Here is a 24,132-nt window from a genome sequence, read left to right as displayed (position 1 = left end):
GCACGTACCACGCCACTCTAGACGTTGCACTTACGTCGCCCTGCGCGGGGGTCGCCTCGTGTTGGTCCGATCGGAGCCGCCGACGTCATGACGGACTGCGGGCACTCGAATAGCTGCACGCCGTCACGGGGGTAGGCTCGGAATCGCGCCGGTGCACCGTTCGTCACCGGGTAACAGACATGTGGAGAGGAGCCCTGACCCACGGTGAGCACCAAGCCGACGACCACAGAGCTCGACTGGACCGATCTCGACCAGCGGGCCGTCGACACCGCCCGCATCCTGGCCGCCGACGCCGTCCAGAAGGTGGGTAACGGCCACCCCGGTACGGCGATGAGCCTGGCCCCCGCCGCGTACACCCTCTTCCAGAAGGTGATGCGGCACGACCCGGCGGACCCCGAGTGGGTGGGCCGCGACCGTTTCGTGCTTTCCGCGGGGCACTCGTCCCTCACCCTTTACACCCAGCTCTACCTCGGCGGCTTCGGCCTGGAGCTCGCCGACCTCGAAGCCTTCCGCACCTGGGGCTCCAAGACCCCCGGCCACCCGGAGTACGGCCACACGACCGGCGTCGAGACCACCACCGGCCCGCTGGGCCAGGGCATCGCCAACGCGGTGGGCATGGCCATGGCCGCCCGCTACGAGCGCGGCCTGTTCGACCCGGAGGCCGCCCGGGGCACCTCCCCGTTCGACCACATGATCTACGCGATCGCGGGCGACGGCTGCCTCCAGGAGGGCATCTCCCACGAGGCGTCCGCCCTGGCCGGCCACCAGAAGCTCGGCAACCTGGTGCTGCTGTGGGACGACAACCACATCTCCATCGAGGGCGACACCGAGACGGCCGTCTCGGAGGACACCCTCAAGCGGTACGAGGCCTACGGCTGGCACGTCCAGCGCGTCGCTCAGCAGCCGAACGGCGATCTCGACCCGAAGGCGCTGTTCGAGGCCCTGGCCGCGGCCAAGGCCGAGACCGGACGCCCGTCCTTCATCGCGATGCGCTCGATCATCGCCTGGCCGGCCCCGCACGCCCAGGGCACCGAGGCCTCGCACGGCTCGGCCCTCGGTGACGACGAGGTCGCCGCCACCAAGCGCGTCCTCGGCTTCGACCCGGAGAAGAGCTTCGACGTCTCCGCCGAGGTCCTCGCGCACACCCGCAAGGCGCTGGACCGCGGCCGCGAGGCCAAGGCCGCCTGGGAGAAGGACTTCTCCGCCTGGCACACCGCCAACCCGGAGCGCGCCGCCGAGTTCGACCGCATCAACGCCAACGAGCTGCCCGCCGGCTGGGAGGACAAGCTCCCCGACTTCGAGACCGGCAAGGGCGTCGCCACCCGCGCGGCCTCCGGCAAGGTCCTCGAAGCGCTCGGCTCGGTCATCCCGGAGCTGTGGGGCGGCTCGGCCGACCTGGCCGGCTCCAACAACACCACGATCGACAAGCACTCGTCCTTCCTCCCGAAGGGCAACCCGCTGCCGGAGGCCGACCCCTACGGCCGCACCGTCCACTTCGGCATCCGCGAGCACGCCATGGCCGCGACCATGAACGGCATCGCGCTGCACGGCCACACCCGCATCTACGGCGGCACCTTCCTGGTGTTCTCCGACTACATGCGCAACGCCGTCCGCCTGTCCGCGCTGATGCACGTGCCGGTGACGTACGTGTGGACGCACGACTCCATCGGCCTCGGCGAGGACGGCCCGACGCACCAGCCGATCGAGCACCTCGCCTCGCTGCGCGCCATCCCGGGCCTGAACGTGGTCCGCCCGGCCGACGCGAACGAGACCGTCATCGCCTGGCGCGAGATCCTGCGCCGCCACACCAAGGTGTTCGGCAAGGGCGCCCCGCACGGTCTGGCGCTGACCCGCCAGGGCGTGCCGACGTACGAGCGCAACGAGGACGCCGCCAAGGGCGGGTACGTGCTCTTCGAGGCCGAGGGTGGCGACGCCCAGGTCGTCCTCATCGGCACCGGCTCCGAGGTCCAGCTCGCCGTCGCCGCGCGCGAGGCGCTGCAGGCCGAGGGCATCCCGGCCCGCGTCGTCTCGATGCCGTCCGTCGAGTGGTTCGAGGAGCAGGACCAGGCGTACAAGGACAGTGTCCTGCCGCCGTCCGTCAAGGCGCGCGTCGCTGTCGAGGCCGGGATCGGCCTGACCTGGCACCGCTACGTCGGCGACGCCGGCCGGATCGTCTCGCTGGAGCACTTCGGCGCCTCCGCCGACGCCAAGGTGCTCTTCCGCGAGTTCGGCTTCACCCCCGAGGCCGTCACCGCCGCCGCCAAGGACTCCATCACCGCCGCCGCGCGCTGACACCGGTACACGAACCAGTAGGAGATGCAATTCCCATGACAGACGCACTCAAGCGCCTCTCCGACGAGGGCGTGGCGATCTGGCTGGACGACCTGTCCCGCAAGCGCATCACGTCCGGCAACCTGGCCGAGCTCATCGACCAGTCGCACGTGGTCGGTGTCACCACCAACCCGTCGATCTTCCAGAAGGCGATCAGCAGCGGCGACGGCTACGAGCAGCAGCTCGCCGACCTCGCCGCCCGCAAGGTCACCGTCGACGAGGCCATCCGCATGATCACCACGGCGGACGTCCGCGACGCCGCCGACATCCTGCGCCCGGTCTACGACCGCACCGACGGCCAGGACGGCCGGGTCTCCATCGAGGTCGACCCGCGGCTGGCCCACAACACCACGGCGACGATCGCCGAGGCCAAGCAGCTCGCGTGGCTGGTGGACCGCCCGAACACGCTGATCAAGATCCCGGCGACCAAGGCCGGCCTGCCGGCGATCACCGAGGTCATCGGCAAGGGCATCAGCGTCAACGTCACGCTGATCTTCTCGCTGAAGCGCTACCGCGAGGTCATGGACGCGTACCTGGCAGGTCTGGAGAAGGCCAAGGCCGCGGGCCTGGACCTCTCGCTGATCCACTCGGTCGCCTCCTTCTTCGTGTCCCGCGTGGACAGCGAGATCGACAAGCGCCTGGACGCCGTCGGCACCGACGAGGCGAAGGCGCTGAAGGGCAAGGCGGCCCTCGCCAACGCCCGTCTGGCCTACGAGGCCTACGAAGAGGTGTTCTCCTCCGACCGGTGGAACGCCCTGGAGCGCCTCGGCGCCAACAAGCAGCGTGCGCTGTGGGCCTCGACGGGCGTCAAGGACCCGGCGTACAAGGACACCCTGTACGTGGTCGACCTCGTCGCCCCGAACACGGTGAACACGATGCCGGAGGCCACCCTGGAGGCCACCGCCGACCACGGTGAGATCACGGGTGACACCGTGCGCGCCACGTACGACCAGTCCCGCGCCGAGCTCGACGCGGTCGCGAAGCTGGGCATCTCGTACGACGATGTGGTGCAGCTGCTCGAAGACGAGGGCGTCGAGAAGTTCGAGGCGTCCTGGAACGACCTGCTGAAGTCCACCGAGGCGGAGCTCGAGCGCCTTGCCCCCACGGAGGCCTGAACACTTTGTCTGTGAACGGAGCGAACCCGCTTCGTGACGCACAGGACCGGCGGCTCCCGCGCATCGCGGGGCCGTCCGGCCTGGTCATTTTCGGCGTTACGGGTGACCTGTCGCGCAAGAAGCTGATGCCCGCCATCTACGACCTGGCGAACCGGGGGCTGCTGCCGCCGGGCTTCTCGCTGATCGGCTTCGCCCGCCGTGAATGGGAGCACGAGGACTTCGCCCAGGAGGTGTACGAGGCCGTCAAGCAGCACTCGCGCACCCCCTTCCGGGAGGAGGTCTGGCAGCAGCTGGTGCAGGGCTGCCGCTTCGTGCAGGGCGATTTCGACGACGACGCGGCGTTCGAGACCCTGAAGTCCACGATCGACGACCTGGACAAGGCACAGGGCACGGGCGGCAATTTCGCCTTCTACCTGTCCGTGCCGCCGAAGTTCTTCCCCAAGGTGGTCCAGCAGCTCAAGAACCACGGGCTGGCGCAGAAGGAGGGCTCCTGGCGGCGTGCCGTCATCGAGAAGCCCTTCGGGCACGACCTGAAGAGCGCCGAGGAGCTCAACAAGGTCGTCCACGAGGTCTTCCCGCGGGACGAGGTCTTCCGGATCGACCACTACCTCGGCAAGGAGACCGTCCAGAACATCCTGGCGCTCCGCTTCGCCAACACGATGTTCGAGCCGATCTGGAACCGGTCGTACGTCGACCACGTGCAGATCACCATGGCCGAGGACATCGGCATCGGCGGCCGGGCCGGGTACTACGACGGCATCGGCGCGGCCCGCGACGTCATCCAGAACCACCTGCTGCAGCTGCTCGCGCTGACCGCGATGGAGGAGCCCGGCTCCTTCCACCCCAAGGCGCTGGTGGCGGAGAAGCTCAAGGTCCTCACGGCCGTCGAGCTCCCCGAGGACCTGGGCAAGCACACCGTGCGCGGCCAGTACTCGGCGGCGTGGCAGGGCGGCGAGAAGGTCGTCGGGTACCTCGAAGAGGACGGCATCGACCCCAAGTCGAAGACCGACACCTACGCGGCCATCCGCCTGGAGATCAACAACCGCCGCTGGGCGGGCGTCCCGTTCTACCTGCGGACCGGCAAGCGCCTGGGCCGCCGGGTGACCGAGATCGCGGTCGTCTTCAAGCGGGCCCCGTACCTGCCGTTCGAGTCGGGCGCGACCGAGGAGCTGGGGCAGAACGCCCTGGTCATCCGGGTCCAGCCGGACGAGGGCGTGACGGTGCGCTTCGGCTCCAAGGTTCCGGGCACCTCCATGGAGGTCCGGGACGTGACGATGGACTTCGCGTACGGCGAGTCCTTCACGGAGTCGAGCCCCGAGGCGTACGAGCGGCTGATCCTCGACGTCCTGCTGGGTGACGCGAACCTCTTCCCGCGCCACCAGGAGGTCGAGCTGTCCTGGAACATCCTCGACCCGATCGAGGAGTACTGGGACAAGCACGGCAAGCCCGCGCAGTACCCGGCGGGAACCTGGGGCCCGGTCGAGGCGGACGAGATGCTCGCACGAGACGGACGGAGCTGGCGCCGGCCATGAAGATCGACCTCACGGAGACCACCTCCAGCAAGATCAACGCCACGTTGGTGCAGGCGCGCCGGGACATCGGCACGCCGGCCATCGGCATGGTCCTCACGCTGGTGATCGTGACCGACGAAGAGAACGCGTACGACGCGCTCAAGTCGGCGAACGACGCGTCCCACGAACACCCTTCGCGGATCGTCGTCGTCATCAAGCGGGTCAGCCGCTCGCCGCGCAGCCGCCGCGACGCCCGTCTCGACGCGGAAGTCCGCGTCGGGGCGGACGCCGGCACCGGTGAGACGGTGGTGCTCCGCCTTCACGGTGAACTGGTCGACCACGCCCAGTCCGTGGTTCTCCCGCTCCTCCTGCCGGACGCACCCGTCGTGGTCTGGTGGCCGGACGGTGCCCCGTCGGACCTGGCGGGCGATCCGCTGGGTGCGCTCGCGCAGCGCCGGATCTCGGACACGTACGCCTGCGAGAACCCGGAGCAGGGGCTCGGGCAGCGGGCCGCGGCCTACGCCCCGGGTGACACGGACCTGTCCTGGACCCGGATCACGCCGTGGCGCTCGATGCTGGCCGCCGCGCTGGACCAGCAGGCCGTCAAGGTCGCCTCGGTGGTCGTCGAGGGCGAGGAGGAGAACCCGAGCTGCGAGCTGCTGGCCATGTGGCTGGCGGACCGCCTCCAGGTGCCCGTCCGGCGTACGACGTCGGGCGGTCCCGGTCTGACCTCGGTCCGGCTGGAGACCAAGGACGGGGACATCGTCCTGGACCGGGCGGACGGCTCGCTGGCGACGCTGTGCATGCCGGGGCAGCCCGACCGTGCGGTGGCGCTCAAGCGCCGGGACACGGCCGAGCTCCTGGCGGAGGAACTGCGCCGGCTGGACCCGGACAACACCTACGAGGCCGCGCTGAAGTTCGGCGTGGCCAAGCTGGCCGCGGCGGCGCCTCCGGTGCCCGCTCCGGGCAAGGCCGAGGCCGCTCCGGCCAAGGCCGAGGCCCCGGCCGCGAAGCCCGCGGCGAAGCCCGCGAAGAAGGCCTCGGCCAAGTAGCCAGCACCCGCTGCGCGGGGCGGGGCCTGTTCCCGCCCCGCGCAGCGGAACCCGCACCCACAATCGACAAGGCGGCAGCAATGGGAATGACGACTCCCCAGGTCGTCGTCCACCGGGACAAGGAGCTGATGGCCCAGGCCGCGGCGGCCCGGCTCATCACCAAGATCGTCGACGCGCAAGCCGCCCGCGGCAGCGCCTCCGTCGTCCTCACCGGCGGCCGCAACGGCAACGGCCTCCTCGCCGCGCTGGCCACGGCCCCGGCCCGGGACGCCGTCGACTGGTCGCGGATCGACCTCTGGTGGGGCGACGAGCGCTACGTCCCCGCCGACGACCCCGAGCGCAACCACACCCAGGCCCGTGAGGCCCTCCTGGACTCCGTCCAGGTCGACCCGGCGCGCGTGCACGCGATGCCCGCCTCCGACGGCCCGTACGGGGCGGACGTGGACGCCGCGGCCGCCGCCTACGCGGCCGAGCTGGCGAAGGCCGCCGGGCCCGAGGACCACGGGCCGGTCCCCACCTTCGACGTCCTGATGCTGGGCGTCGGCCCGGACACCCACATCGCCTCGCTCTTCCCCGAGCACCCCGCCTCCCGCGAGACCGACCGCACGGTCGTCGGCGTGCACGGCGCGCCCAAGCCGCCGCCCACCCGGATCTCCCTGACCCTCCCGGCCATCCGGGCGGCCCGCGAGGTCTGGCTGCTGGCGGCGGGCGAGGACAAGGCCGGGGCGGTGGCCATCGCCCTCGGCGGTGCGGGCGCCGTCCAGGCCCCCGCCGCGCAGGCGTACGGCCGCTCCCGCACCCTGTGGCTGCTGGACCGCGCGGCCGCGGCGAAGCTCCCGACGGGCCTGTACCCGCCGGCCGCCTCCTGACCCGGGCCCGTACGCATACCCGTACGCGTACGGGCGAAGGGCCCGCCCCCGAACCGGGAGCGGGCCCTTCTGCGCATCCGTGCGCCGTCCGGCTCAGCCGCGGCCGCGCAGCTCCCGGTAGGTGGCCACGAGGGCCTTCGACGAGGCGTCCAGTCCCGGCACCTGCGCGCCGTCCGTCAGCGCCGGCTCGACCCGCTTCGCGAGGACCTTGCCGAGCTCCACGCCCCACTGGTCGAAGGAGTCGATGTTCCACACCGCGCCCTGGACGAACACCTTGTGCTCGTACAGCGCGATCAGCTGGCCCAGCACCGCCGGGGTGAGGTCCTGCGCCAGGATCGTCGTGGTCGGGTGGTTCCCCTTGAAGGTCTTGTGCGGGACCAGGGGCTCCGCCACGCCCTCCGCGCGGACCTCCTCCGGTGTCTTGCCGAAGGCAAGCGCCTGCGTCTGCGCGAAGAAGTTCGCCATCAGCAGGTCGTGCTGGTCCGCGAGGGTCGGCGGCAGTTCGCCGACGGGCCGGGCGAAGCCGATGAAGTCCGCCGGGATCACCTTCGTGCCCTGGTGGATCAACTGGTAGTACGCGTGCTGCCCGTTGGTGCCGGGCGTGCCCCACACCACCGGACCGGTCTGCCAGTCCACCGGATTGCCGTCCCGGTCGACGGACTTGCCGTTGGACTCCATGTCCAGCTGCTGGAGGTACGCGGTGAAGCGGGAGAGGTAGTGGCTGTACGGCAGGACCGCGTGCGACTGCGCGTCGAAGAAGGCCCCGTACCAGATCCCCAACAGGCCCATCAGGAGCGGCGCGTTCTGCTCCGGCGGGGCCGTGCGGAAGTGCTCGTCCACCGTCCGGAAGCCGCCCAGCATCTCCCGGAAGGCGTCCGGACCGATCGCGATCATCAGCGAGAGCCCGATCGCGGAGTCGAAGGAGTAGCGCCCGCCGACCCAGTCCCAGAACCCGAACATGTTGGCCGGATCGATGCCGAACGCGGTGACCTTCTCCTCGTTGGTCGACAGCGCCACGAAGTGCCGCGCCACGGCCGCCGTGTCACCGCCCAGACCCGCCAGCAGCCACTCCCGCGCCGACTCGGCGTTGGTGATGGTCTCGATGGTGGTGAAGGTCTTGGAGGCGATGATGAACAGCGTCTGCGCCGGGTCCAGGTCCCGTACGGCCTCGTGCAGGTCGGCGCCGTCCACGTTGGACACGAACCGTACGGTCAGCGCCCGGTCGGTGAACGCGCGCAGCGCCTCGTACGCCATCGCCGGGCCCAGGTCGGAGCCGCCGATGCCGATGTTGACCACGTTCTTGATGCGCTTGCCGGTGAAGCCGGTCCACTCCCCCGACCGGACCTGGTCGCAGAAGGCCGCCATCTTGTCGAGGACGGCGTGCACCTCGGGGACGACGTTCTCGCCGTCCACCTCGACCACCGCGCCCTTCGGCGCGCGCAGGGCGGTGTGCAGGACCGCCCGGTCCTCGGTCGTGTTGATCTTCTCGCCGCGGAACATCGCCTCGCGCAGCTCGGCCACGCCCGTCGCCGCCGCCAGTTCGCGCAGCAGCTCCAGCGTCTGGTCGGTCACCAGGTGCTTCGAGTAGTCGATGTACAGGTCCCCGACCCGCAGCGTGTAACCCGTTCCCCGGTTCGGATCCGCCGCGAACAGCTCACGCAGGTGCGTCTGCCCCAGCTCTTCGCGGTGCTTGCCGAGTGCCATCCACTCGGGCGTCCGGTTGAGCCTCGTACGGCTGTCTGCGTTCATCTCGGACATCAACCCGTTTCTTCCGTCCTGTCGTGCCCCGCCGATCACCAACTTAAGGGATCAAAGGGGGGTGTGCCGGACAGCGCCTTCCGCGCGGGGGTACGCAAAGGGGCCCGGCCCGCTGGAGAAGACTCCTGCGGGCCGGGCCCGGTGTCACACCGTCACTCTTGCGTCCGTCAGATCTCGCCGCGGAGCTTGGCGAGCGCCTCGGCGAGGATCGCCTCGCCGTCGGCGTCCGACCGCCGCTCCCGCACGTACGCCAGGTGCGTCTTGTAGGGCTCGGTGCGCGGCGGCGCGGGCGGGTTGTCCCGGTCCTGGCCGGCCGGGAACCCGCAGCGCGGGCAGTCCCAGGTGTCCGGCACCTGCGCGTCGCTGGCGAAGCTCGGCTGCGTCTCGTGCCCGTTCGAGCACCAGAAGGAGATGCGCAGGCGGGGCGCGGACTCGCCGCGCTCGGCCTCACCCATCGGCCCCGCTCCGACCCGACTACCACGGATCGCGTTGCCACTTGCCACGGTCGTAACTCCCTGCGTGATGGTGCCGCGAAGCGTGAGTGGATTCCGCCGCGGGCGCCCCAGTCTACGTAAGGCCCAACGCACGTCCATCACATGGAGTTACTCACTCCAGGCCGTGGACGCCGTCCTCATGATAGGCGGGGTGGAGCCGACCGGTCCGGCGAAGTGGCCAGAACCGTCGGCTTCGCTACTTCAGCAGAATCCCGAGCGTCATGATGCAGGCGAACCAGAGCAGACCCACCACGACGGTGATCCGGTCCAGGTTGCGCTCCGCGACCGAGGAGCCGCCGACGGACGACTGCATGCCGCCGCCGAACATGTCGGAAAGGCCGCCGCCCTTGCCCTTGTGCATCAGCACGAGCAGCATCAGCAGGCCGCTGAAGACGATCAGGGCGATCGAGAACCCCATAATCACGGCTGATTCCTACTTTCTGGCTTTTCTGGCTGTCCGGCTCTGCTTGACGTGCGCGGGGGCCAGTGGCTGGTGGTTCAGCCTCCTGGCCCCCGCAAGGGTACGACGGATCCGTCCTACCGCATACTCACTGCGACGATCACGCAGGTCACTGGTCGCGGAAGCGGACGATCTTAACGAATTCCTCCGCGTCCAGCGCCGCGCCGCCGATCAGGGCACCGTCGACGTCGGGCTGGGCCATGATCGCCGCGATGTTGCCGGACTTCACGGAGCCGCCGTACTGGATGCGGACCTTGTCGGCCAGCTCCTGGGAGTACAGCTCGGCGAGGCGGGTGCGGATCGCCCCGCAGACCTCCTGCGCGTCCTCGGGGGTGGCGACCTCGCCGGTCCCGATCGCCCAGACGGGCTCGTACGCGATCACGATGGACTCGACCTGCTCGGCCGGAACGTCCTTCAGGCCGCCGTCGACCTGCGCGAGCGTGTACGGGACCTGCTGGCCGGCCTTGCGGACGTCCAGGCCCTCGCCGACGCACAGGATCGGGGTGATCCCGTACTGGTAGGCGGCCTTGACCTTGGCGTTGCAGAGCTCGTCGCTCTCGCCGTGGTACTGGCGGCGCTCGCTGTGGCCGACGGCCACGTACGTGCACTTCAGCTTCGCGAGCATCGATCCGGAGATCTCGCCGGTGTAGGCACCGGAGTCGTGCGCCGAGATGTCCTGGGCGCCGTACTTGATCTTCAGCTTGTCGCCGTCTACCAGGGTCTGGACCGAGCGCAGGTCGACGAAGGGCGGCAGGACCGCCACCTCGACGGCGTCGTAGTCCTTGTCGGCGAGCGCGAAGGCGAGCTTCTGGACGTGCGCGATGGCCTCGAGGTGGTTGAGGTTCATCTTCCAGTTGCCCGCCATCAGCGGGGTACGCGTGGTCATACGGGTTCAGACCTCCAGTGCGGCGAGGCCGGGGAGCGTCTTGCCCTCGAGGTATTCGAGGGAGGCGCCGCCACCGGTCGAGATGTGACCGAATGCGTTCTCGTCGAAGCCGAGCGTGCGCACGGCCGCGGCGGAGTCGCCGCCGCCGACCACGGTGAACGCGTCGCTGCCGACGAGGGCCTGCGCGATGGCGCGGGTGCCTCCGGCGTAGTCGGGGTGCTCGAAGACGCCCACGGGACCGTTCCAGAAGACGGTCTCCGCGTCGGTGATCTTCGACGCGTACAGCTCACGGGTCTTGGGACCGATGTCCAGACCCTCCTTGTCGGCGGGGATCTTGTCCGCGTCGACGGTGATGAACTCGGCCGGGGTCTTGCCCTTGAGGTCGGGGAAGTCCGCCGAGGCCAGGATGTCGACCGGGAGGACCAGCTCGACGCCGCTCTTCTCGGCCCGCTCCATGTACTCCTTGACGACGTCCACCTGGTCCTTCTGGAGCAGGGAGATGCCGACCTCGTAGCCCTTGGCGTAGAGGAAGGTGTACGCCATGCCGCCGCCGATGAGGATGCGGTCGGCCTTGCCGAGCAGCTGGTCGATGACGGCCAGCTTGTCGGAGACCTTGGCGCCGCCGAGGACGACCACGTACGGGCGCTTGACCTCGGCGGTCAGCTTCTTCAGGACGCCGACCTCGGTGGCGATCAGGTAGCCGGCCGCGTGCGGGAGGCGCGCGGGCAGGTCGAAGACCGAGGCGTGCTTGCGGTGGACGGCGCCGAAGCCGTCGCCGACGTAGACGTCGGCGAGCTCGGCGAGCTGGTCCGCGAAGGCGCCGCGCTCGGCGTCGTCCTTCGCGGTCTCACCGGCGTTGAAGCGCAGGTTCTCGATGACGGCGACCTGGCCGTCGGCGAGGGCGGCGACGGTCTCCTTGGCGGATTCACCGACGGTGTCGGTGGCGAACGCGACGTCCGCACCGAGCAGTTCGCCGAGTCGCGTGGCGGCCGGAGCGAGTGAGAAGGCCGGGTCCGGGGCGCCCTTGGGGCGGCCCAGGTGCGAGGCGACGATCACGCGGGCGCCGGCTTCGGCGAGCTTCGCGATGGTCGGCTGCACGGCGCGGATGCGACCGTCGTCGGTGATCGTGTCGCCCGCGAGCGGCACGTTGAGATCGGCGCGGACGAAGACCCGCTTGCCGGAAACGCCGTCGGCGAGCAGTTCGTCGATCGTCTTCATGTGTTTCTACTCCTTATCCCCATACACGGGTTCTGCCGGTGCGGGGCCGATCGGTGGAGGCAGACGACAGGGCCCGTGCAGCGCTCCATCGCGCTGACCGGACCCTGTCCTCACATCTTGTTTCCTGGCCCTGCTACCTGAGACTTAGAGCTGACCGCCGACGAAGACGGTCAGGTCGACGAGGCGGTTGGAGTAGCCCCACTCGTTGTCGTACCAGCCGACGACCTTGACCTGCGTACCGTCCTGAACCATGGTCAGGGAGGAGTCGAAGGTGCAGGAAGCCGGCCAGTTCACGATGTCGGAGGAGACGATCGCGTCCTCGGTGTAGTCGAGGATGCCCTTGAGCTGGCCCTCGGCGGCCTTCTGGAAGGCGGCGTTGATCTCTTCCTTGGTGGTCTCGCGGGAGAGCTCCAGGACGAGGTCGGTGACCGAGCCGGTCGGGACCGGGACGCGCATGGCGATGCCGTCCAGCTTGCCCTTGAGCTGCGGGAGGACCAGAGCGGTGGCCTTGGCGGCACCCGTCGAGGTCGGGATGATGTTCTCGGCGGCGGCGCGGGCGCGGCGCAGGTCCGAGTGCGGGAAGTCCAGGATGCGCTGGTCGTTCGTGTACGCGTGGACCGTGGTCATCATGCCCTTGACGATGCCGAAGTTCTCGTCGAGAACCTTGGCCATCGGCGCCACGCAGTTGGTGGTGCAGGAGGCGTTGGAGATGACGTGGTGGTTGGCCGCGTCGTACTTGTCCTGGTTGACGCCCATCACGATGGTGATGTCCTCGTCCTTGGCCGGAGCCGAGATGAGGACCTTCTTCGCGCCCGCGGCGATGTGCTTGGCGGCGTCGGCCTTCTTCGTGAAGATGCCGGTCGACTCGATGACGATGTCGGCGCCCAGCTCGCCCCAGGGCAGGTTCGCGGGGTCACGCTCGGCGAACGTCTTGAAGGTGTTGCCGCCGACCGTGATGGTGTCGTCGGTGTGGGAGACCTCGGCCTTGAGGCGGCCCAGAATGGTGTCGTACTTGAGCAGGTGCACCAGGGTCGCGTTGTCAGTCAGGTCGTTGACACCGACGATCTCGATGTCCGCTCCCTGCTCAAGGAGCGCCCGGAAGTAGTTGCGGCCAATTCGGCCAAAACCATTGATGCCTACGCGGATCGTCACGAACCGATCTCCTCGTTGGTGCGCCGGCCTGTCCCGCCGGCGAGCTGTATGGGATGTCCCCGACCGCTTACGACCCTACCTCTCCGTGAGCTTTTGAGTGACATCGGCCGGGACCTGACACTCCCCCTGCCACACGGGAGACCGCCGCCGGGGCCCGTACCGTGCGCTCGGCGCGGGACCCCGGGGGCTTTGACCCCCGTCACTCAGGGTGAGCGGCGGGGGCTCGAATGATCAGCGGTGCAGCGACCTGAGCGCCTTACCGACGAGTACGGCTCGGTCCGCCGCCGCCGGCAGGTGTTCGAGACCGAAGCCGAGGAGCACCGTGTTACGCGTAGTGACCGAGGCGTACGACTTGAACAGCTCGCCGGACCGGGACCAATCGCCCTGAACGACGGGACTTCCGGCAGGTGCGCCCTGGGCGGTCCAGGCTCCCAGGGAGGTCTCGAACCCCTCCACGGCCTGGTCGGCTCCGCCGACGGAGACGCGCGCGTCGTCCGCGAAGAGGCCGCGGCCGCCGGCGCCGCCGTCCGAGACGTACGAGAGGGAGACCTCGACGGTCTTGCCCGCGTACGCGCTCAGGTCGAAGGTGACCTGCTTCCACCCGTCGGAGGATCCGGTGAAGCTGTTCCACGAGCCGCTGGTGCCGCCGGCGGTGCAGCCGGCGCTGTCGAGGGTGAGGTAGTGCTTCAGGAACGGGTGGCCGTTGACGTAGAACCCGGCCTCGCACTCCGTCGGGACGGCGTTGCCCGTCAGGCCGCCCGCCTCGGGCAGCGTGGTCCAGTCCTCGGCCCCGGTCGTGTGGGCCTCCAGGAGCGCGTGGTCGTAGCCCTGCTCGGTGTTCCAGTTGAGGGCCATCTTGAGCTGCGGCTTGTCGGCGGCGGTGACCTTGGTCAGGTCGACCGTGCGGGTCAGCCGCTTCCACTCGTCGTCCGCGTGGGTGGCCGCGGCCATCCCCGCGCCGGAGTAGGGGGCGTACGGGTTCACGACCCCGGCGTACTGGCCCGCCTGCGCGCTCTTGAACTGCGGGAACTGCGCCGCGGGCAGGGAGTCGGAGGTGACCGCGTAGGAGCCGGGGGCGTTGAACGGGTTGCCCGCCGCGTCGCCCAGACCGCCCTTGGCGCCGGAGAGGGCACCCGTACCGGTGAAGCCGGTCGCGCCGCCGGCACTCGTACGGCTGTAAGCGCCGAGGTAGTACTGGCTGAAGTCGTCCGTCACGGCGCGGCCGACCTGGGCGTTGCCGCCCGCGAGCTCGCCGGCCTCGATCAGCTTGCCGCCCTCGTTGAGGAAGTCCCGCACGGCGAGCTGGGTGTCGCCGCCGGGGGTCTTGGCTCCGGTGTAGTGGACGGCCGTACGGAAGTGGGAGAGCACGCCGAGGGGGTGCGGGGCGCCCTGCGTGGCCACGTCCCAGACCGCCGCGGACTTCCCGTTGGCGCGCAGGGCGTCGACGTACTCCTGCGCGTGCTGGGCCTTCGCCCCCTCCTCGGCGATCACCAGCACGTCGGCGCGCGGCCGCTCGGCCACCGTGTACGTGAAGTGCCCGCTGGAGACCTGCCGGCCGGAGCCGTCGCGGCCGGTGAACCAGACCTCGACCTTGTCACCCGGCTTGGCGCCATCGACCTCGGCCCGGTACTCGTCGAACCAGTTGTTGTCGTCGCCGCCGTAGACGTCGCCGCCCTTCCAGGCCCGCAGTCCGTCGTCGTGCGTACGGCCGCCGTTGATGCGGAACTTGAGCTGCTTGTCCTTCAGCGCCTTGCGGGCGGTGACGGAGACCGTCTGGTCCTCGCCCTTGGCCGCGTAGGAGGTGGCGAAGGGGTCGAGGGTGAAGTCCGCGGCGCTCAGGCCGACGGAGGACTTCGGCTGGTCCGGGTGGGCGGCGCTCTCGCCGACGGCGAGGGCGAAGGGGACGTTCTTCGCGAACTCCGCCTGGATGAGCTTCTCGTCGTCCGGGAAGTTGAAGCCGGACCGGCAGTCCTCGGGCTTCCACCGGTCGTTCGGGTCGCTCGCGGAGGCCGTCTGGCAGGTGGTCATCTCCGGCGTGAACATCATGACGCCGTTGACGTTGGCGGCGTGGCCGTCGGCCTCGCCGTTGGTGGTGTAGAGCTCGGAGGAGATCTGGGGGTAGTAGCCCGGGATCGCGGAGTTCTCCGGGGTGCCGGCGAGCGCCTTGTAGGCGACGTCGTCCGGGGTCGGGGTGGCCACCTGCCAGCCCACGCCGTAGAGCAGCAGCTCGGAGGCGGAGTGGTAGTTGATGGCGTACTTGAAGCCGATGCGCTTCTCGAACTTGTCGAGGGCGACGGTCTCCGGCTCGGAGGAGGGCTTGGTGCCGCGGTAGGTCTCGCTCGACTGGTTCGGCGAGGAACCCTCGTTGTCGTAGCCCCACTTGTAGGCGAAGTTCCGGTTGAGGTCGACGCCGTCACCGGTGGTGATCTTGCCGTCGCCGTTGTTGTCGCGCAGGTTCTTGCGCCACAGCCGGTCGCCGTCCGGGGAGTGCGTGTAGTCGTACCCGTCCGGGTTGGCGGACAGCAGGAACCACAGCTCGGTGGAGTCCACCAGCTCGGTGATCCGCTGGTCCTTGCCGTAGTTGTCGAGGGTGTGGTGCATCAGCCGCCGGGTCATCTCGGGGGTGATCCACTCACGGGCGTGCTGGTTGGACATGTAGAGCACGGACGGCTTGCCGCCGTCCTTGGTGGTGCGGGCGTTCTTGGTGACCTTCAGGGCCAGGATGTCCTTGCCCTGGACGGTCTTTCCGATGGAGACCACCTTGGCGAGGCCGGGGTTGGCCTGGGCCGCCTTGAGGATCTCCTCCTGGAGCCCGCCCTTGCCGCTGTACGGGCGGAAGACCCCGTCGCCGACGGCCTCGGAACGGGCCGTGTTCGCCGGGAGCTTGCGCTCGGCGAGCTTGACGCCCCGGCCCGCGAGCTCCTTGGCCTGGCCGCCGGTGAGGAACAGCTCGACCTTGGCGGTCCCGGTCTCCGGGGCGCGCTCGGTGAGTTCATGGGCGTCCTGGCCCGCGGCGAGGAGCAGCGGTACCTGCTCCTTGGTGACGTCCGCGTCGTAGACCCGGACCTCGTCGGCGCCGGGTGAGGCGTCTGCCGCGGGCCGGGCTTGGGCCGCCGGAAGGGCGGCCAGTGTGGTTCCCAAGACGAGTGCGCTTGCGGCGAGGATCGATCTCGCGCGGTGCCTCATGTGCCCCCCTGGGCGTCGTCTGCCACGAAAGCGTTCGGACGACAGGCTCACGATCAGGCGATGCTCATGTCAATGGGGCGTGTCTCAAAGGGGCCCGCACGTGTGACGTGCGGACCCCTTTGAGACGTACGGCGCGAGGCATACGGGCTACGAGGCGACGGGCGGGCGTACCGACAGGCATCTCGGCGCGGCTCGTCCCGGCGGGCTCGTCCCGGCGGGCTCGTCCCGGTGCGGCTAGCCCGCCATGTTGTCGGCCAGGTCCTCGCTCAGGTTCGACTCGGTGCCCGGGATGCCCAGGTCCTGCGCCCGCTTGTCGGCCATCGCCAGCAGGCGGCGGATCCGGCCCGCGACCGCGTCCTTCGTCAGCGGCGGGTCGGCGAGCGCGCCCAGCTCCTCCAGGGAGGCCTGCTTGTGCTCCATGCGCAGCCGGCCGGCCGCCGCGAGGTGCTCGGGGACCTCCTCGCCGAGGATCTCCAGCGCGCGCTGGACCCGGGCGCCGGCGGCCACCGCGGCCCGCGCCGAGCGGCGCAGGTTGGCGTCGTCGAAGTTGGCGAGGCGGTTGGCGGTGGCGCGCACCTCGCGCCGCATCCGCCGCTCCTCCCAGGCCAGCACCGACTCGTGCGCGCCGAGCCGGGTCAGCAGGGCGCCGATCGCGTCGCCGTCGCGGACCACGACCCGGTCCACGCCGCGCACCTCGCGCGCCTTGGCGGCGATGGAGAGCCGGCGGGCGGCGCCCACCAGGGCCAGGGCGGCCTCCGGACCGGGGCAGGTCACCTCCAGGGAGGAGGACCGGCCCGGCTCGGTGAGCGAGCCGTGGGCCAGGAAGGCGCCGCGCCAGGCCGCCTCCGCGTCACAGGTGGCCCCGGAGACCACCTGCGGGGGAAGGCCCCGGATGGGACGGCCGCGGCCGTCCACGAGGCCCGTCTGACGCGCCAGCTGGTCACCGCCGGCCACGACCCGGACGACGTACCGGCTGCCGCGGCGCAGTCCGCCGGGGGCCATGACCACCAGGTCCGAGGAATGGCCGAAGATCTCCAGGATGTCCTTGCGCAGGCGCCGGGCAGCGATCCCGGTGTCCAGCTCCGCCTCGATGACGATCCGCCCGCTCACCAGGTGCAGCCCGCCCGCGAACCGAAGAATCGCCGAGACCTCCGCCTTCCTGCAGCAGGTCCGGGTGACGGGGAGCCGGGAGATCTCATCCTTCACCGCTGGCGTCATCGCCATGGGCCGATCCTTCCATGCATCCGAAAAATACGGTCGTACGCGGCGGCGAGCAGCTCCGGGTCATGCTTCGGAGAGCCGTCTTCCCTGGCCACCGGCGCCAGCTCGACCGCGGCACCGAACCGTTTTGCGGCATCGGCGAGGGACTCGCGGTCGGGCACGGCGGCCTCGTCGGCCAGCACCACGTCCAGGGCGAGTTTAGGGGCGTGTCGGGCCAAAACCTCCAAATGACGCTGCGGAGAGAAGCCCTCTGTTTCGCCGGGCTGCGGCGCGAGGTTCAGCGAGAGGACCCTGCGGGCCTTGGTCTCGATCAGCGCGTCGAGCAGTTCCGGCACCAGCAGGTGCGGGATCACGGACGAGAACCAGGACCCCGGACCGAGCACCACCCAGTCCGCGTCCAGGACCGCCGCGACGGCCTCCGGCACGGCCGGCGGATCCCCGGGCACGACCTGTACGGAGAGCACCTCGCCGGGGGTCGTGGCCACCGTGGCCTGCCCCCGGACGGTGTCGACCTCGCCCGGGCGGGCGGGATCGTGGCCGCGGACCAGCGCCTGCAGCTCCAGCGGCACCGCCGACATCGGCAGCACCCGGCCCTGCGCCCCCAGCAGCTTCCCGACCAGGTCGAGGGCCTGGACGGGGTCGCCGAGCTGTTCCCACAGGGCGACGATCAGCAGGTTGCCGACCGCGTGCTCGTGCAGGGCGCCGGCCGACTGGAAGCGGTGCTGGATGACGCGGGCCCAGGTCTGGCCCCAGTCGTCGTCGCCGCACAGCGCGGCCAGCGCCTTGCGCAGGTCCCCGGGCGGCAGCACGCCGAGCTCCTCCCGGAGCCGGCCGCTGGAACCGCCGTCGTCGGCGACCGTGACGACGGCGGTGAGCTCACCGGTGATCCGGCGCAGGGCTGCCAGGGAGGCCGACAGGCCCATGCCGCCGCCGAGGGCGACGACCTTGGGCGCGACCACCTTGGGGGCTGCGCCGCGGCGCAGCCCGGTGCGGCCCGCGCCGTCCTCGTCCCGCCCCGAGGTGAGGCGGCGCAGGCGGCGCAGCCGCAGCGTACGTCCGGTCACTCGCGCCCCATGTCCCGGTGGACTACGACGGTCTCGACTCCCTCGGAGGCGAGGCGGGCAGCGAGCTTCTCGGACATGGCCACACTGCGGTGCTTGCCGCCGGTGCAGCCGACCGCGATGGTCACGTACCGCTTGCCCTCCCGGCGGTAGCCAGTGGCGATGAGCTGGAGCAGCTCGGTGTAGCGGTCGAGGAACTCCTTGGCGCCGGGCTGGCTGAACACGTAGCCCGACACCTCCGGGTTGAGGCCGGTGAAGGGCCGCAGCTCGGGCACCCAGTGCGGGTTCGGGATGAAGCGGCAGTCGACGACGAGGTCGGCGTCGACGGGGAGGCCGTACTTGTAGCCGAAGGACATGACGGTCGCCCGCAGCTCGGGCTCCTCGTCGCCCGCGAACTGGGCGTCCATCTTCGCGCGCAGCTCGTGCACGTTCAGGCTGGAGGTGTCGATGACCAGGTCGGCGTCGCCGCGCAGCTCGCGCAGCAGGTCGCGCTCGGCGGCGATGCCGTCGGTGATGCGGCCGTCGCCCTGGAGGGGGTGCGGGCGGCGGACCGACTCGAAGCGGCGGACCAGCGCGTCGTCGGAGGACTCCAGGAAGACGATGCGCCGGGTGACGCCCTTGCTGTCGAGGTCGGAGAGGGACTCGCGCAGGGCGTCGAAGAACTGGCGGCCGCGGACGTCTACGACGACGGCGATGCGCGCCACGTTGCCCTGGGAGCGGGCGCCGAGCTCCACCATGGTGGGGATGAGGGCGGGCGGGAGGTTGTCGACGACGAACCAGCCGAGGTCCTCCAGACACTTGGCCGCCGTACTGCGGCCGGCCCCGGACATGCCGGAGATGATCACCAGCTCGGGGATGGCCGCCTCGGCGGTATCTCCGGGCTCCACTGTCGTGCCCGTACTCACCTGTGCTCCGTCTCGGTCGTGCTCGATCGTGCGGTCGGTCGTCTGCTCGGCCGTCCGGCCGTTCGTCTGGTCGGTCTCGCGCTCGGTCATTGCTCGGTCCCCCGTTCGGACGATGTCTCCCAGCTGCCGCTGGGAGGTGCCCCCACCCGCGGGGGCGGGGTCTCATCCTCAATGATCTCTCCTGTCGCCGTGTTGACGGCAGGACCGGCGGGAACCGACCGGGCGAGCGCCGCGGCCACGGTCTCGGCCGTCTTGCGTCCTATGCCCGGGACCTCGCAGATCTGGTCGATTGTCGCCTGTCTCAGCTTTTTCACCGAACCGAAGTGCTTGACCAGGGCCTGCCTGCGGCTTTCGCCGAGGCCGGGCACCTCGTCGAGCGGGCCCGCCTTGAGCCGTTTTCCGCGCTTGTTCCGCTGGTACTGGATCGCGAACCGGTGGGCTTCGTCACGCACCCGCTGGAGCAGGTAGAGCCCCTCGCTGGTGCGGGGCAGCACGACCGGGTCGTCCTCGCCGGGCAGCCAGACCTCCTCCAGCCGCTTCGCCAGCCCGCAGACGGCCACGTCGTCGATGCCCAGCTCGTCCAGGGCCCGCTTGGCGGCGGCCACCTGCGGCTGCCCGCCGTCGACCACGACGAGCTGCGGCGGGTACGCGAAGCGCTTGGGGCGCCCGTCGTCCTCGGCGAGGGGGTTCTCCCCGGCGAGGGGGTTCTCCCCCTCCTCCCCGTCCTCCGGGGACCACTCCCCGGTCTTCAGCTTCTCCTGGAGGTAGCGGCGGAAGCGCCGCGAGACCACCTCGTGCATGGACCGGACGTCGTCCTGCCCCTCGAACGACTTGATCTGGAAGCGCCGGTACTCGCCCTTGCGCGCCAGCCCGTCCTCGAAGACGACCATCGAGGCCACCACGTCGTCGCCCTGGAGGTGCGAGATGTCGAAGCACTCGATGCGCAGCGGCGCACTGTCCAGCTCAAGGGCCTCGGCGATCTCCTCCAGGGCCCGGGAGCGGGTGGTGAGGTCGCTGGCGCGCTTGGTCTTGTGCAGGGCCAGGGACTGCTGCGCGTTGCGGTGGACGGTCTCCATCAGGGCCTTCTTGTCCCCGCGCTGCGGGATGCGCAGGCTGACCAGGGAGCCGCGCCGCCCGGCGAGCCACTCCGCGAGGGCGGGCGCGTCCTCGGGGAGGGCCGGAACCAGCACCTCCTTGGGGACGGCCTCGCCGCTCTCCTCCCCGTAGAGCTGCTGGAGGGCGTGCTCGACGAGTCCGGCGGTGTCCACGGCCTCGACCTTGTCGGTGACCCAGCCGCGCTGCCCGCGCACGCGCCCGCCACGTACGTGGAAGATCTGCACGGCCGCTTCGAGCTCGTCCTCGGCCACGGCGATGAGGTCGGCATCCGTGGCATCGGCGAGGACCACGGCGTTCTTCTCCATGGCCCGGCGCAGCGCTCCTATGTCGTCGCGCAGCCGGGCTGCCTTCTCGTACTCCATCTCCTCGGCGGCCTCGTGCATCTGCCGCTCCAGCCGGGACAGGTACGTACCGGTCCGGCCGGCCATGAAGTCGCAGAAGTCCTCGGCGAGTTCGCGGTGCTCATCGGGGGTGACCCGGCCGACGCAGGGCGCGGAGCACTTGCCGATGTAGCCGAGCAGACAGGGCCGCCCGATCTGCGCGGACCGCTTGAACACCCCGGCGGAGCAGGTCCGCACGGGGAACACCCGCAACATGAGGTCGACGGTCTCGCGAATCGCCCAGGCATGCCCATAAGGCCCGAAGTACCGCACACCCTTCTTCTTGGGCCCCCGCATGACCTGGACCCTCGGGTACTCCTCGTTCATCGTCACCGCGAGGGAGGGGTAGCTCTTGTCGTCCCGGTACTTGACGTTGAACCGGGGGTCGTACTCCTTGATCCAGGAGTATTCGAGCTGGAGCGCCTCGACCTCGGTGGAGACGACGGTCCACTCGACGGAGGCGGCGGTGGTCACCATGGTGGCGGTACGCGGATGCAGTCCGGCGAGGTCCTGGAAGTAGCTGGCCAGCCGCTGGCGCAGGCTCTTGGCCTTCCCGACGTAGATCACCCGGCGGTGCTCGTCGCGGAATCGGTAGACCCCCGGGGAGTCGGGAATCTGCCCCGGCGCGGGACGGTAGCTGGAAGGGTCGGCCATGCCAACCACCCTACTTCCGCCCACCGACAACCCCCGTACACCGGGCCCACCCCAGCCCCGCGGGCGCTCGGGGCGCGGGACCCGGACGGCCGGCGGGCCGTCCGGGTCCCGGGCCACCGCCCTGGTACGGGGCGGGGCCGGTCAGGCGGTGGCGCGGCCCCGCCGCGACCGCCGCACCGCGAAGGCGCCCAGCGCACCGAGCGCCAGCCCACCCGCAACGGCTCCGGCCGCCACCGGCGTACCCGCATCGGCATCCGCATCGGCGGCGCCCGCCGAGTACCCCCCGGCCTTGCCCCCCTTCGCATACGCCGATCCCGGCAGCTTGTCCCCGTACGCCCGCGCCACCCGCGACCGGTACGCGGCGAGGCTGGTGCCCCCCTCGCCGACGGCGCGCTCGGCGTCCTCGTCCAGCGGCAGCACCCTGGCCCCCTCGGCCACGTACCACGCGTCGATCTGCGGTTCCCGGAACACCGTGCCGCCCGGCAGTTTCGCGGCGCCGAGCTGCGCGTAGCGGAACTCGTCGTCGCCGGTGGCGATGTTCACGACCTGCCATCCCGCCTCGGTCCGCGCGGTCCACAGCGCGGCCTGCTGCCCGTCCGAGGAGACCGCCCTGCTGGCGAGGTACTCCAGCCGGGCCACGCCTGCCCCGGCCTTGCCCGCGACGAAGTCCGGGGACAGGTAGCTGACCGGTATCGCCTCACCCTCGATCTGCGGCCGGGCCGCGTTCAGTGCGACCTTGCCCTCCCGGGCGAAGAAGCGGGACAGCGTGGCCAGGGTGTCGGGGGCGGCGGCCGCCTGCGCGGCCGCGGCCTTCGTCTCCGCGGTGACGGACTGCGGCTGCGGCACGGGCGCGGCCGCGGCCTGCGGGGCCGCTACGCCGACGAGGGCGACGGCGGTCGCGGCGAGGACCGCGGCGGAAACACGCTTGGACATGGCGCTCACGCCCCGATCCGGTAGAGCGAGTGGGTCCAGGAGAAGGTGCTGTTGTCCACGTACCAGGCGTGCGAGGCCCAGTTGTAGCGGTCGCTGGACGGCCACGGATCGCCCCAGTAGACCCAGCTGTTGGCGGTGTCGTAGCCGTAGATGACGTGCATGTGGCCGCCGCCGTTGGACCACTGGATCCGGGTCTCGACCGGCCGGTTCGCGTCGATCTCGCTCTGTACGGTGGTGTAGCGCAGCCAGCCGGTCACGTACGAGCCGGAGTTGATGCCGGCCCAGTTCAGGGCGGTCTGGACGTTGCCGAGGGTGGCCTGGTCGTTGGGGCAGTCGTAGCCCTGCTGGCGGTTGAAGGCGGCGTTGCAGAACTGGTTCTGCGTGTAGTTCCGGCCGAACCAGGTCGCGATGGTGTTGCCGCTCGCGGCCCAGCACCAGTTGGTCTTCGCTTGCGCCTGCATGGTGATGTCCAGGCGCTTGTACGCGAGGGCGGACTCGGTGCCGGCATCGCTCGTGGGGGCAGCGGTGGCGGCGGCGGTGGGCAGGGTGAAGAGCACGGCGGTCAGGACGGCGGCCAGGGAAAGCCGCCGCCGGATTCGGTTGCGCATCGCGTTCCTCCCGTGTGGGGATCTCCCCGGTGGGGCCGGGGAGGGTGGGGGTTGGAGGAGCGCGTCCGGACGCTGCTGAGGAGCATCCGGGTGTTGTCGCGATCAGGTCAACAGGCTTCAATACGCCGTGACATTGCAGTGTGAACGGCGGGACCGCAGTGTGAACGACTGCCGTCCTTTCACCTGGACCCCGGGTGTCACCGGCGACCTCTCCCGCCCCACCGCACGTGAATGTTCACAGGAGGAGCCGTCATGCGGTCGACCGGGGAGAGCACAGGGGCGAGCGCAGGGGCGAGCGCGCATGAGCTGGGGCACCTGCTGCGGGCCGGCCCCTTCCACCTCGCCCTGCGCGCCGCGCTCAGCGCCCGCGGCCTCCCCCTGCACCGCGTGCAGCACCGGCTCGCGGCCCGTGGCATCAAGCTCGGCGTGACCAGCCTCAGCTACTGGCAGCAGGGCGCCCGGCGGCCGAGCCGCCCCGAGTCCCTGAAGGCCGTACGGGCCCTGGAGCAGATCCTGGAACTGCCCGAGGGGACGCTGCTGCGGCTGCTGGCCGCCCCGGAGGGCACCGGGCCCGAGGCGGTCCGCCCGCCGGCCCGCTCGTACCGGGCCCTGATCAGCGTCGGCGCAGCAGTGGAGGGGCTGCTGGCCGGCATGGAGCTGCCCGCCGACGGCGGGCTGCACACGGTCGGCCACCACGAGCGGGTACGGATCGGGGCGGGCGGCGAGCTGCTGGGCCGCGAGTCGCAGCACGTCGTACGGGCCCACCGCGACGGGGTCGACCGGTACCTCGCCGTTCACCACGGGGATCCCGGCTGCGATCCGGCCAGGGTCCGCGTACGCGCGGAGGAGAACTGCCGGACCGGACGCGTCCGCTGGCACCCGCAGGCCGAGGTGCTGGTCGCCGAGCTGCTCTTCGACGCCCGGCTGCGCGCCGGGGACACGTACGTCTTCGGCTACGGCTTCGAGGACGGGACCGGCGGCCGCTGCACCGAGTACGTGCGCGGGTTCAGCTACAGCAGCGGGCAGTACGTGCTCCAGGTCCGCTTCGACGAGGCGGCGCTTCCGGTGCGCTGCCGGCGGTTCAGCCGCTCCGGGCCGGGAGCGCCGCGCAGCGGGCTGGCGGACCTGACGCCGAGCGGGCGCCATCGCGCCGTGCACCTGGTGGAGCCGGAGGTGCGGCGCGGGCTGCTGGGCATCGCCTGGGACTGGGCGTAGCCCCTGG

19 protein-coding genes are annotated in these 24,132 nt (G+C 70.7%); 6 read left to right on the top strand and 13 right to left on the bottom strand.

Translation table 11 applies throughout. The features are described 5' to 3' along the window. The first annotated feature begins 204 nt into the window (after positions 1-204). From tkt to pgl, 5 genes are all read left to right on the top strand, one after another. A complete protein-coding gene (gene tkt, locus ACIQU4_RS25100; RefSeq protein WP_403734721.1) occupies positions 205-2,292 on the top strand; it encodes a transketolase in 2,088 nt (695 codons plus the stop codon). A gap of 35 nt (positions 2,293-2,327) precedes the next feature. Then, on the top strand, positions 2,328-3,446 hold the full coding sequence (tal, locus tag ACIQU4_RS25095; RefSeq protein ID WP_403734718.1) for a transaldolase: 1,119 nt from the start codon (positions 2,328-2,330) through the stop codon (positions 3,444-3,446). Between the two features lie 5 nt (positions 3,447-3,451). Further along, positions 3,452-4,978: a glucose-6-phosphate dehydrogenase gene (gene zwf, locus ACIQU4_RS25090; RefSeq protein WP_328925079.1), complete on the top strand. Its 1,527-nt coding sequence runs from the start codon at positions 3,452-3,454 to the stop codon at positions 4,976-4,978. Beyond that, a complete protein-coding gene (opcA, locus tag ACIQU4_RS25085; protein WP_403734715.1) occupies positions 4,975-6,009 on the top strand; it encodes a glucose-6-phosphate dehydrogenase assembly protein OpcA in 1,035 nt (344 codons plus the stop codon). The genes zwf and opcA overlap by 4 nt, the downstream gene beginning before the upstream one ends. An 86-nt stretch (positions 6,010-6,095) precedes the next feature. After that, a complete protein-coding gene (gene pgl / locus ACIQU4_RS25080) occupies positions 6,096-6,878 on the top strand; it encodes a 6-phosphogluconolactonase (RefSeq protein WP_403734964.1) in 783 nt (260 codons plus the stop codon). 93 nt (positions 6,879-6,971) lie between these two features. Here pgl and pgi read toward each other — a convergent pair whose 3' ends face one another. The 13 genes from pgi to ACIQU4_RS25015 all read right to left on the bottom strand — a co-directional run bounded on the left by pgi (position 6,972) and on the right by ACIQU4_RS25015 (position 22,910). Beyond that, positions 6,972-8,627: a glucose-6-phosphate isomerase gene (gene pgi, locus ACIQU4_RS25075; RefSeq protein WP_403734961.1), complete on the bottom strand. Its 1,656-nt coding sequence runs from the start codon at positions 8,625-8,627 to the stop codon at positions 6,972-6,974. 176 nt (positions 8,628-8,803) lie between these two features. Continuing rightward, positions 8,804-9,139 carry an RNA polymerase-binding protein RbpA gene (locus tag ACIQU4_RS25070; RefSeq protein ID WP_010352468.1) on the bottom strand — a complete coding sequence of 112 codons (336 nt, stop codon included), beginning with the start codon at positions 9,137-9,139 and terminating at the stop codon, positions 8,804-8,806. A 187-nt stretch (positions 9,140-9,326) separates the two neighbouring features. Beyond that, positions 9,327-9,548, bottom strand: a complete 222-nt coding sequence (gene secG / locus ACIQU4_RS25065; protein WP_266668175.1) for a preprotein translocase subunit SecG — start codon at positions 9,546-9,548, stop codon at positions 9,327-9,329. Positions 9,549-9,699: 151 nt separating this feature from the next. Next, positions 9,700-10,476, bottom strand: coding sequence for a triose-phosphate isomerase (tpiA, locus tag ACIQU4_RS25060; protein ID WP_403734712.1), 777 nt, complete (start codon positions 10,474-10,476; stop codon positions 9,700-9,702). Between the two features lie 6 nt (positions 10,477-10,482). Further along, positions 10,483-11,694, bottom strand: a complete 1,212-nt coding sequence (locus tag ACIQU4_RS25055; protein WP_403734710.1) for a phosphoglycerate kinase — start codon at positions 11,692-11,694, stop codon at positions 10,483-10,485. Positions 11,695-11,838: 144 nt separating this feature from the next. Continuing rightward, the gene (gene gap / locus ACIQU4_RS25050; protein ID WP_030160344.1) at positions 11,839-12,846 is read right to left on the bottom strand and encodes a type I glyceraldehyde-3-phosphate dehydrogenase; all 1,008 of its coding nucleotides are present in this window, start codon (positions 12,844-12,846) and stop codon (positions 11,839-11,841) included. 231 nt (positions 12,847-13,077) lie between these two features. Next, the gene (locus ACIQU4_RS25045) at positions 13,078-16,032 is read right to left on the bottom strand and encodes a M14 family zinc carboxypeptidase (protein ID WP_403734706.1); all 2,955 of its coding nucleotides are present in this window, start codon (positions 16,030-16,032) and stop codon (positions 13,078-13,080) included. 234 nt (positions 16,033-16,266) lie between these two features. Next, a complete protein-coding gene (whiA, locus tag ACIQU4_RS25040; protein WP_030160342.1) occupies positions 16,267-17,256 on the bottom strand; it encodes a DNA-binding protein WhiA in 990 nt (329 codons plus the stop codon). Beyond that, complete coding sequence (gene yvcK, locus ACIQU4_RS25035) at positions 17,247-18,317, bottom strand: uridine diphosphate-N-acetylglucosamine-binding protein YvcK (RefSeq protein WP_366102487.1); 1,071 nt, start codon at positions 18,315-18,317, stop codon at positions 17,247-17,249. Before yvcK ends, whiA begins: the two co-directional genes overlap by 10 nt. Continuing rightward, positions 18,314-19,309, bottom strand: a complete 996-nt coding sequence (rapZ, locus tag ACIQU4_RS25030; protein ID WP_403734702.1) for an RNase adapter RapZ — start codon at positions 19,307-19,309, stop codon at positions 18,314-18,316. Before rapZ ends, yvcK begins: the two co-directional genes overlap by 4 nt. Next, positions 19,306-21,369 carry an excinuclease ABC subunit UvrC gene (uvrC, locus tag ACIQU4_RS25025; RefSeq protein WP_403734699.1) on the bottom strand — a complete coding sequence of 688 codons (2,064 nt, stop codon included), beginning with the start codon at positions 21,367-21,369 and terminating at the stop codon, positions 19,306-19,308. The genes rapZ and uvrC overlap by 4 nt, the downstream gene beginning before the upstream one ends. A 141-nt stretch (positions 21,370-21,510) precedes the next feature. Then, positions 21,511-22,311 (bottom strand): hypothetical protein, encoded by an 801-nt coding sequence (locus tag ACIQU4_RS25020; RefSeq protein ID WP_403734696.1) that lies wholly within the window; start codon positions 22,309-22,311, stop codon positions 21,511-21,513. Then, a complete protein-coding gene (locus tag ACIQU4_RS25015) occupies positions 22,308-22,910 on the bottom strand; it encodes a papain-like cysteine protease family protein (RefSeq protein ID WP_403734692.1) in 603 nt (200 codons plus the stop codon). Before ACIQU4_RS25015 ends, ACIQU4_RS25020 begins: the two co-directional genes overlap by 4 nt. A 252-nt stretch (positions 22,911-23,162) precedes the next feature. On the opposite strand from ACIQU4_RS25015, the gene ACIQU4_RS25010 reads away from it, so the two are divergent. After that, complete coding sequence (locus ACIQU4_RS25010) at positions 23,163-24,125, top strand: hypothetical protein (protein WP_403734689.1); 963 nt, start codon at positions 23,163-23,165, stop codon at positions 24,123-24,125. Positions 24,126-24,132: the final 7 nt, after the last annotated feature.

The sequence above is a fragment of the Streptomyces sp. NPDC090741 genome (assembly GCF_044769045.1).
Lineage (GTDB): Bacteria > Actinomycetota > Actinomycetes > Streptomycetales > Streptomycetaceae > Streptomyces.
This window is presented reverse-complemented; position numbering and strand designations above follow the sequence as displayed.

Coding starts and splice junctions, on each gene's coding strand:
- tal (WP_403734718.1), top strand. CDS start 2,328: ATGACAGACGCACTCAAGCGCCTCTCCGACGAGGGCGTGGCGATCTGG.
- opcA (WP_403734715.1), top strand. CDS start 4,975: ATGAAGATCGACCTCACGGAGACCACCTCCAGCAAGATCAACGCCACG.
- pgl (WP_403734964.1), top strand. CDS start 6,096: ATGACGACTCCCCAGGTCGTCGTCCACCGGGACAAGGAGCTGATGGCC.
- pgi (WP_403734961.1), bottom strand. CDS start 8,627: ATGAACGCAGACAGCCGTACGAGGCTCAACCGGACGCCCGAGTGGATG.
- secG (WP_266668175.1), bottom strand. CDS start 9,548: ATGGGGTTCTCGATCGCCCTGATCGTCTTCAGCGGCCTGCTGATGCTG.
- tpiA (WP_403734712.1), bottom strand. CDS start 10,476: ATGACCACGCGTACCCCGCTGATGGCGGGCAACTGGAAGATGAACCTC.
- ACIQU4_RS25055 (WP_403734710.1), bottom strand. CDS start 11,694: ATGAAGACGATCGACGAACTGCTCGCCGACGGCGTTTCCGGCAAGCGG.
- ACIQU4_RS25045 (WP_403734706.1), bottom strand. CDS start 16,032: ATGAGGCACCGCGCGAGATCGATCCTCGCCGCAAGCGCACTCGTCTTG.
- whiA (WP_030160342.1), bottom strand. CDS start 17,256: ATGGCGATGACGCCAGCGGTGAAGGATGAGATCTCCCGGCTCCCCGTC.
- rapZ (WP_403734702.1), bottom strand. CDS start 19,309: ATGACCGAGCGCGAGACCGACCAGACGAACGGCCGGACGGCCGAGCAG.
- uvrC (WP_403734699.1), bottom strand. CDS start 21,369: ATGGCCGACCCTTCCAGCTACCGTCCCGCGCCGGGGCAGATTCCCGAC.
- ACIQU4_RS25015 (WP_403734692.1), bottom strand. CDS start 22,910: ATGCGCAACCGAATCCGGCGGCGGCTTTCCCTGGCCGCCGTCCTGACC.
- ACIQU4_RS25010 (WP_403734689.1), top strand. CDS start 23,163: ATGCGGTCGACCGGGGAGAGCACAGGGGCGAGCGCAGGGGCGAGCGCG.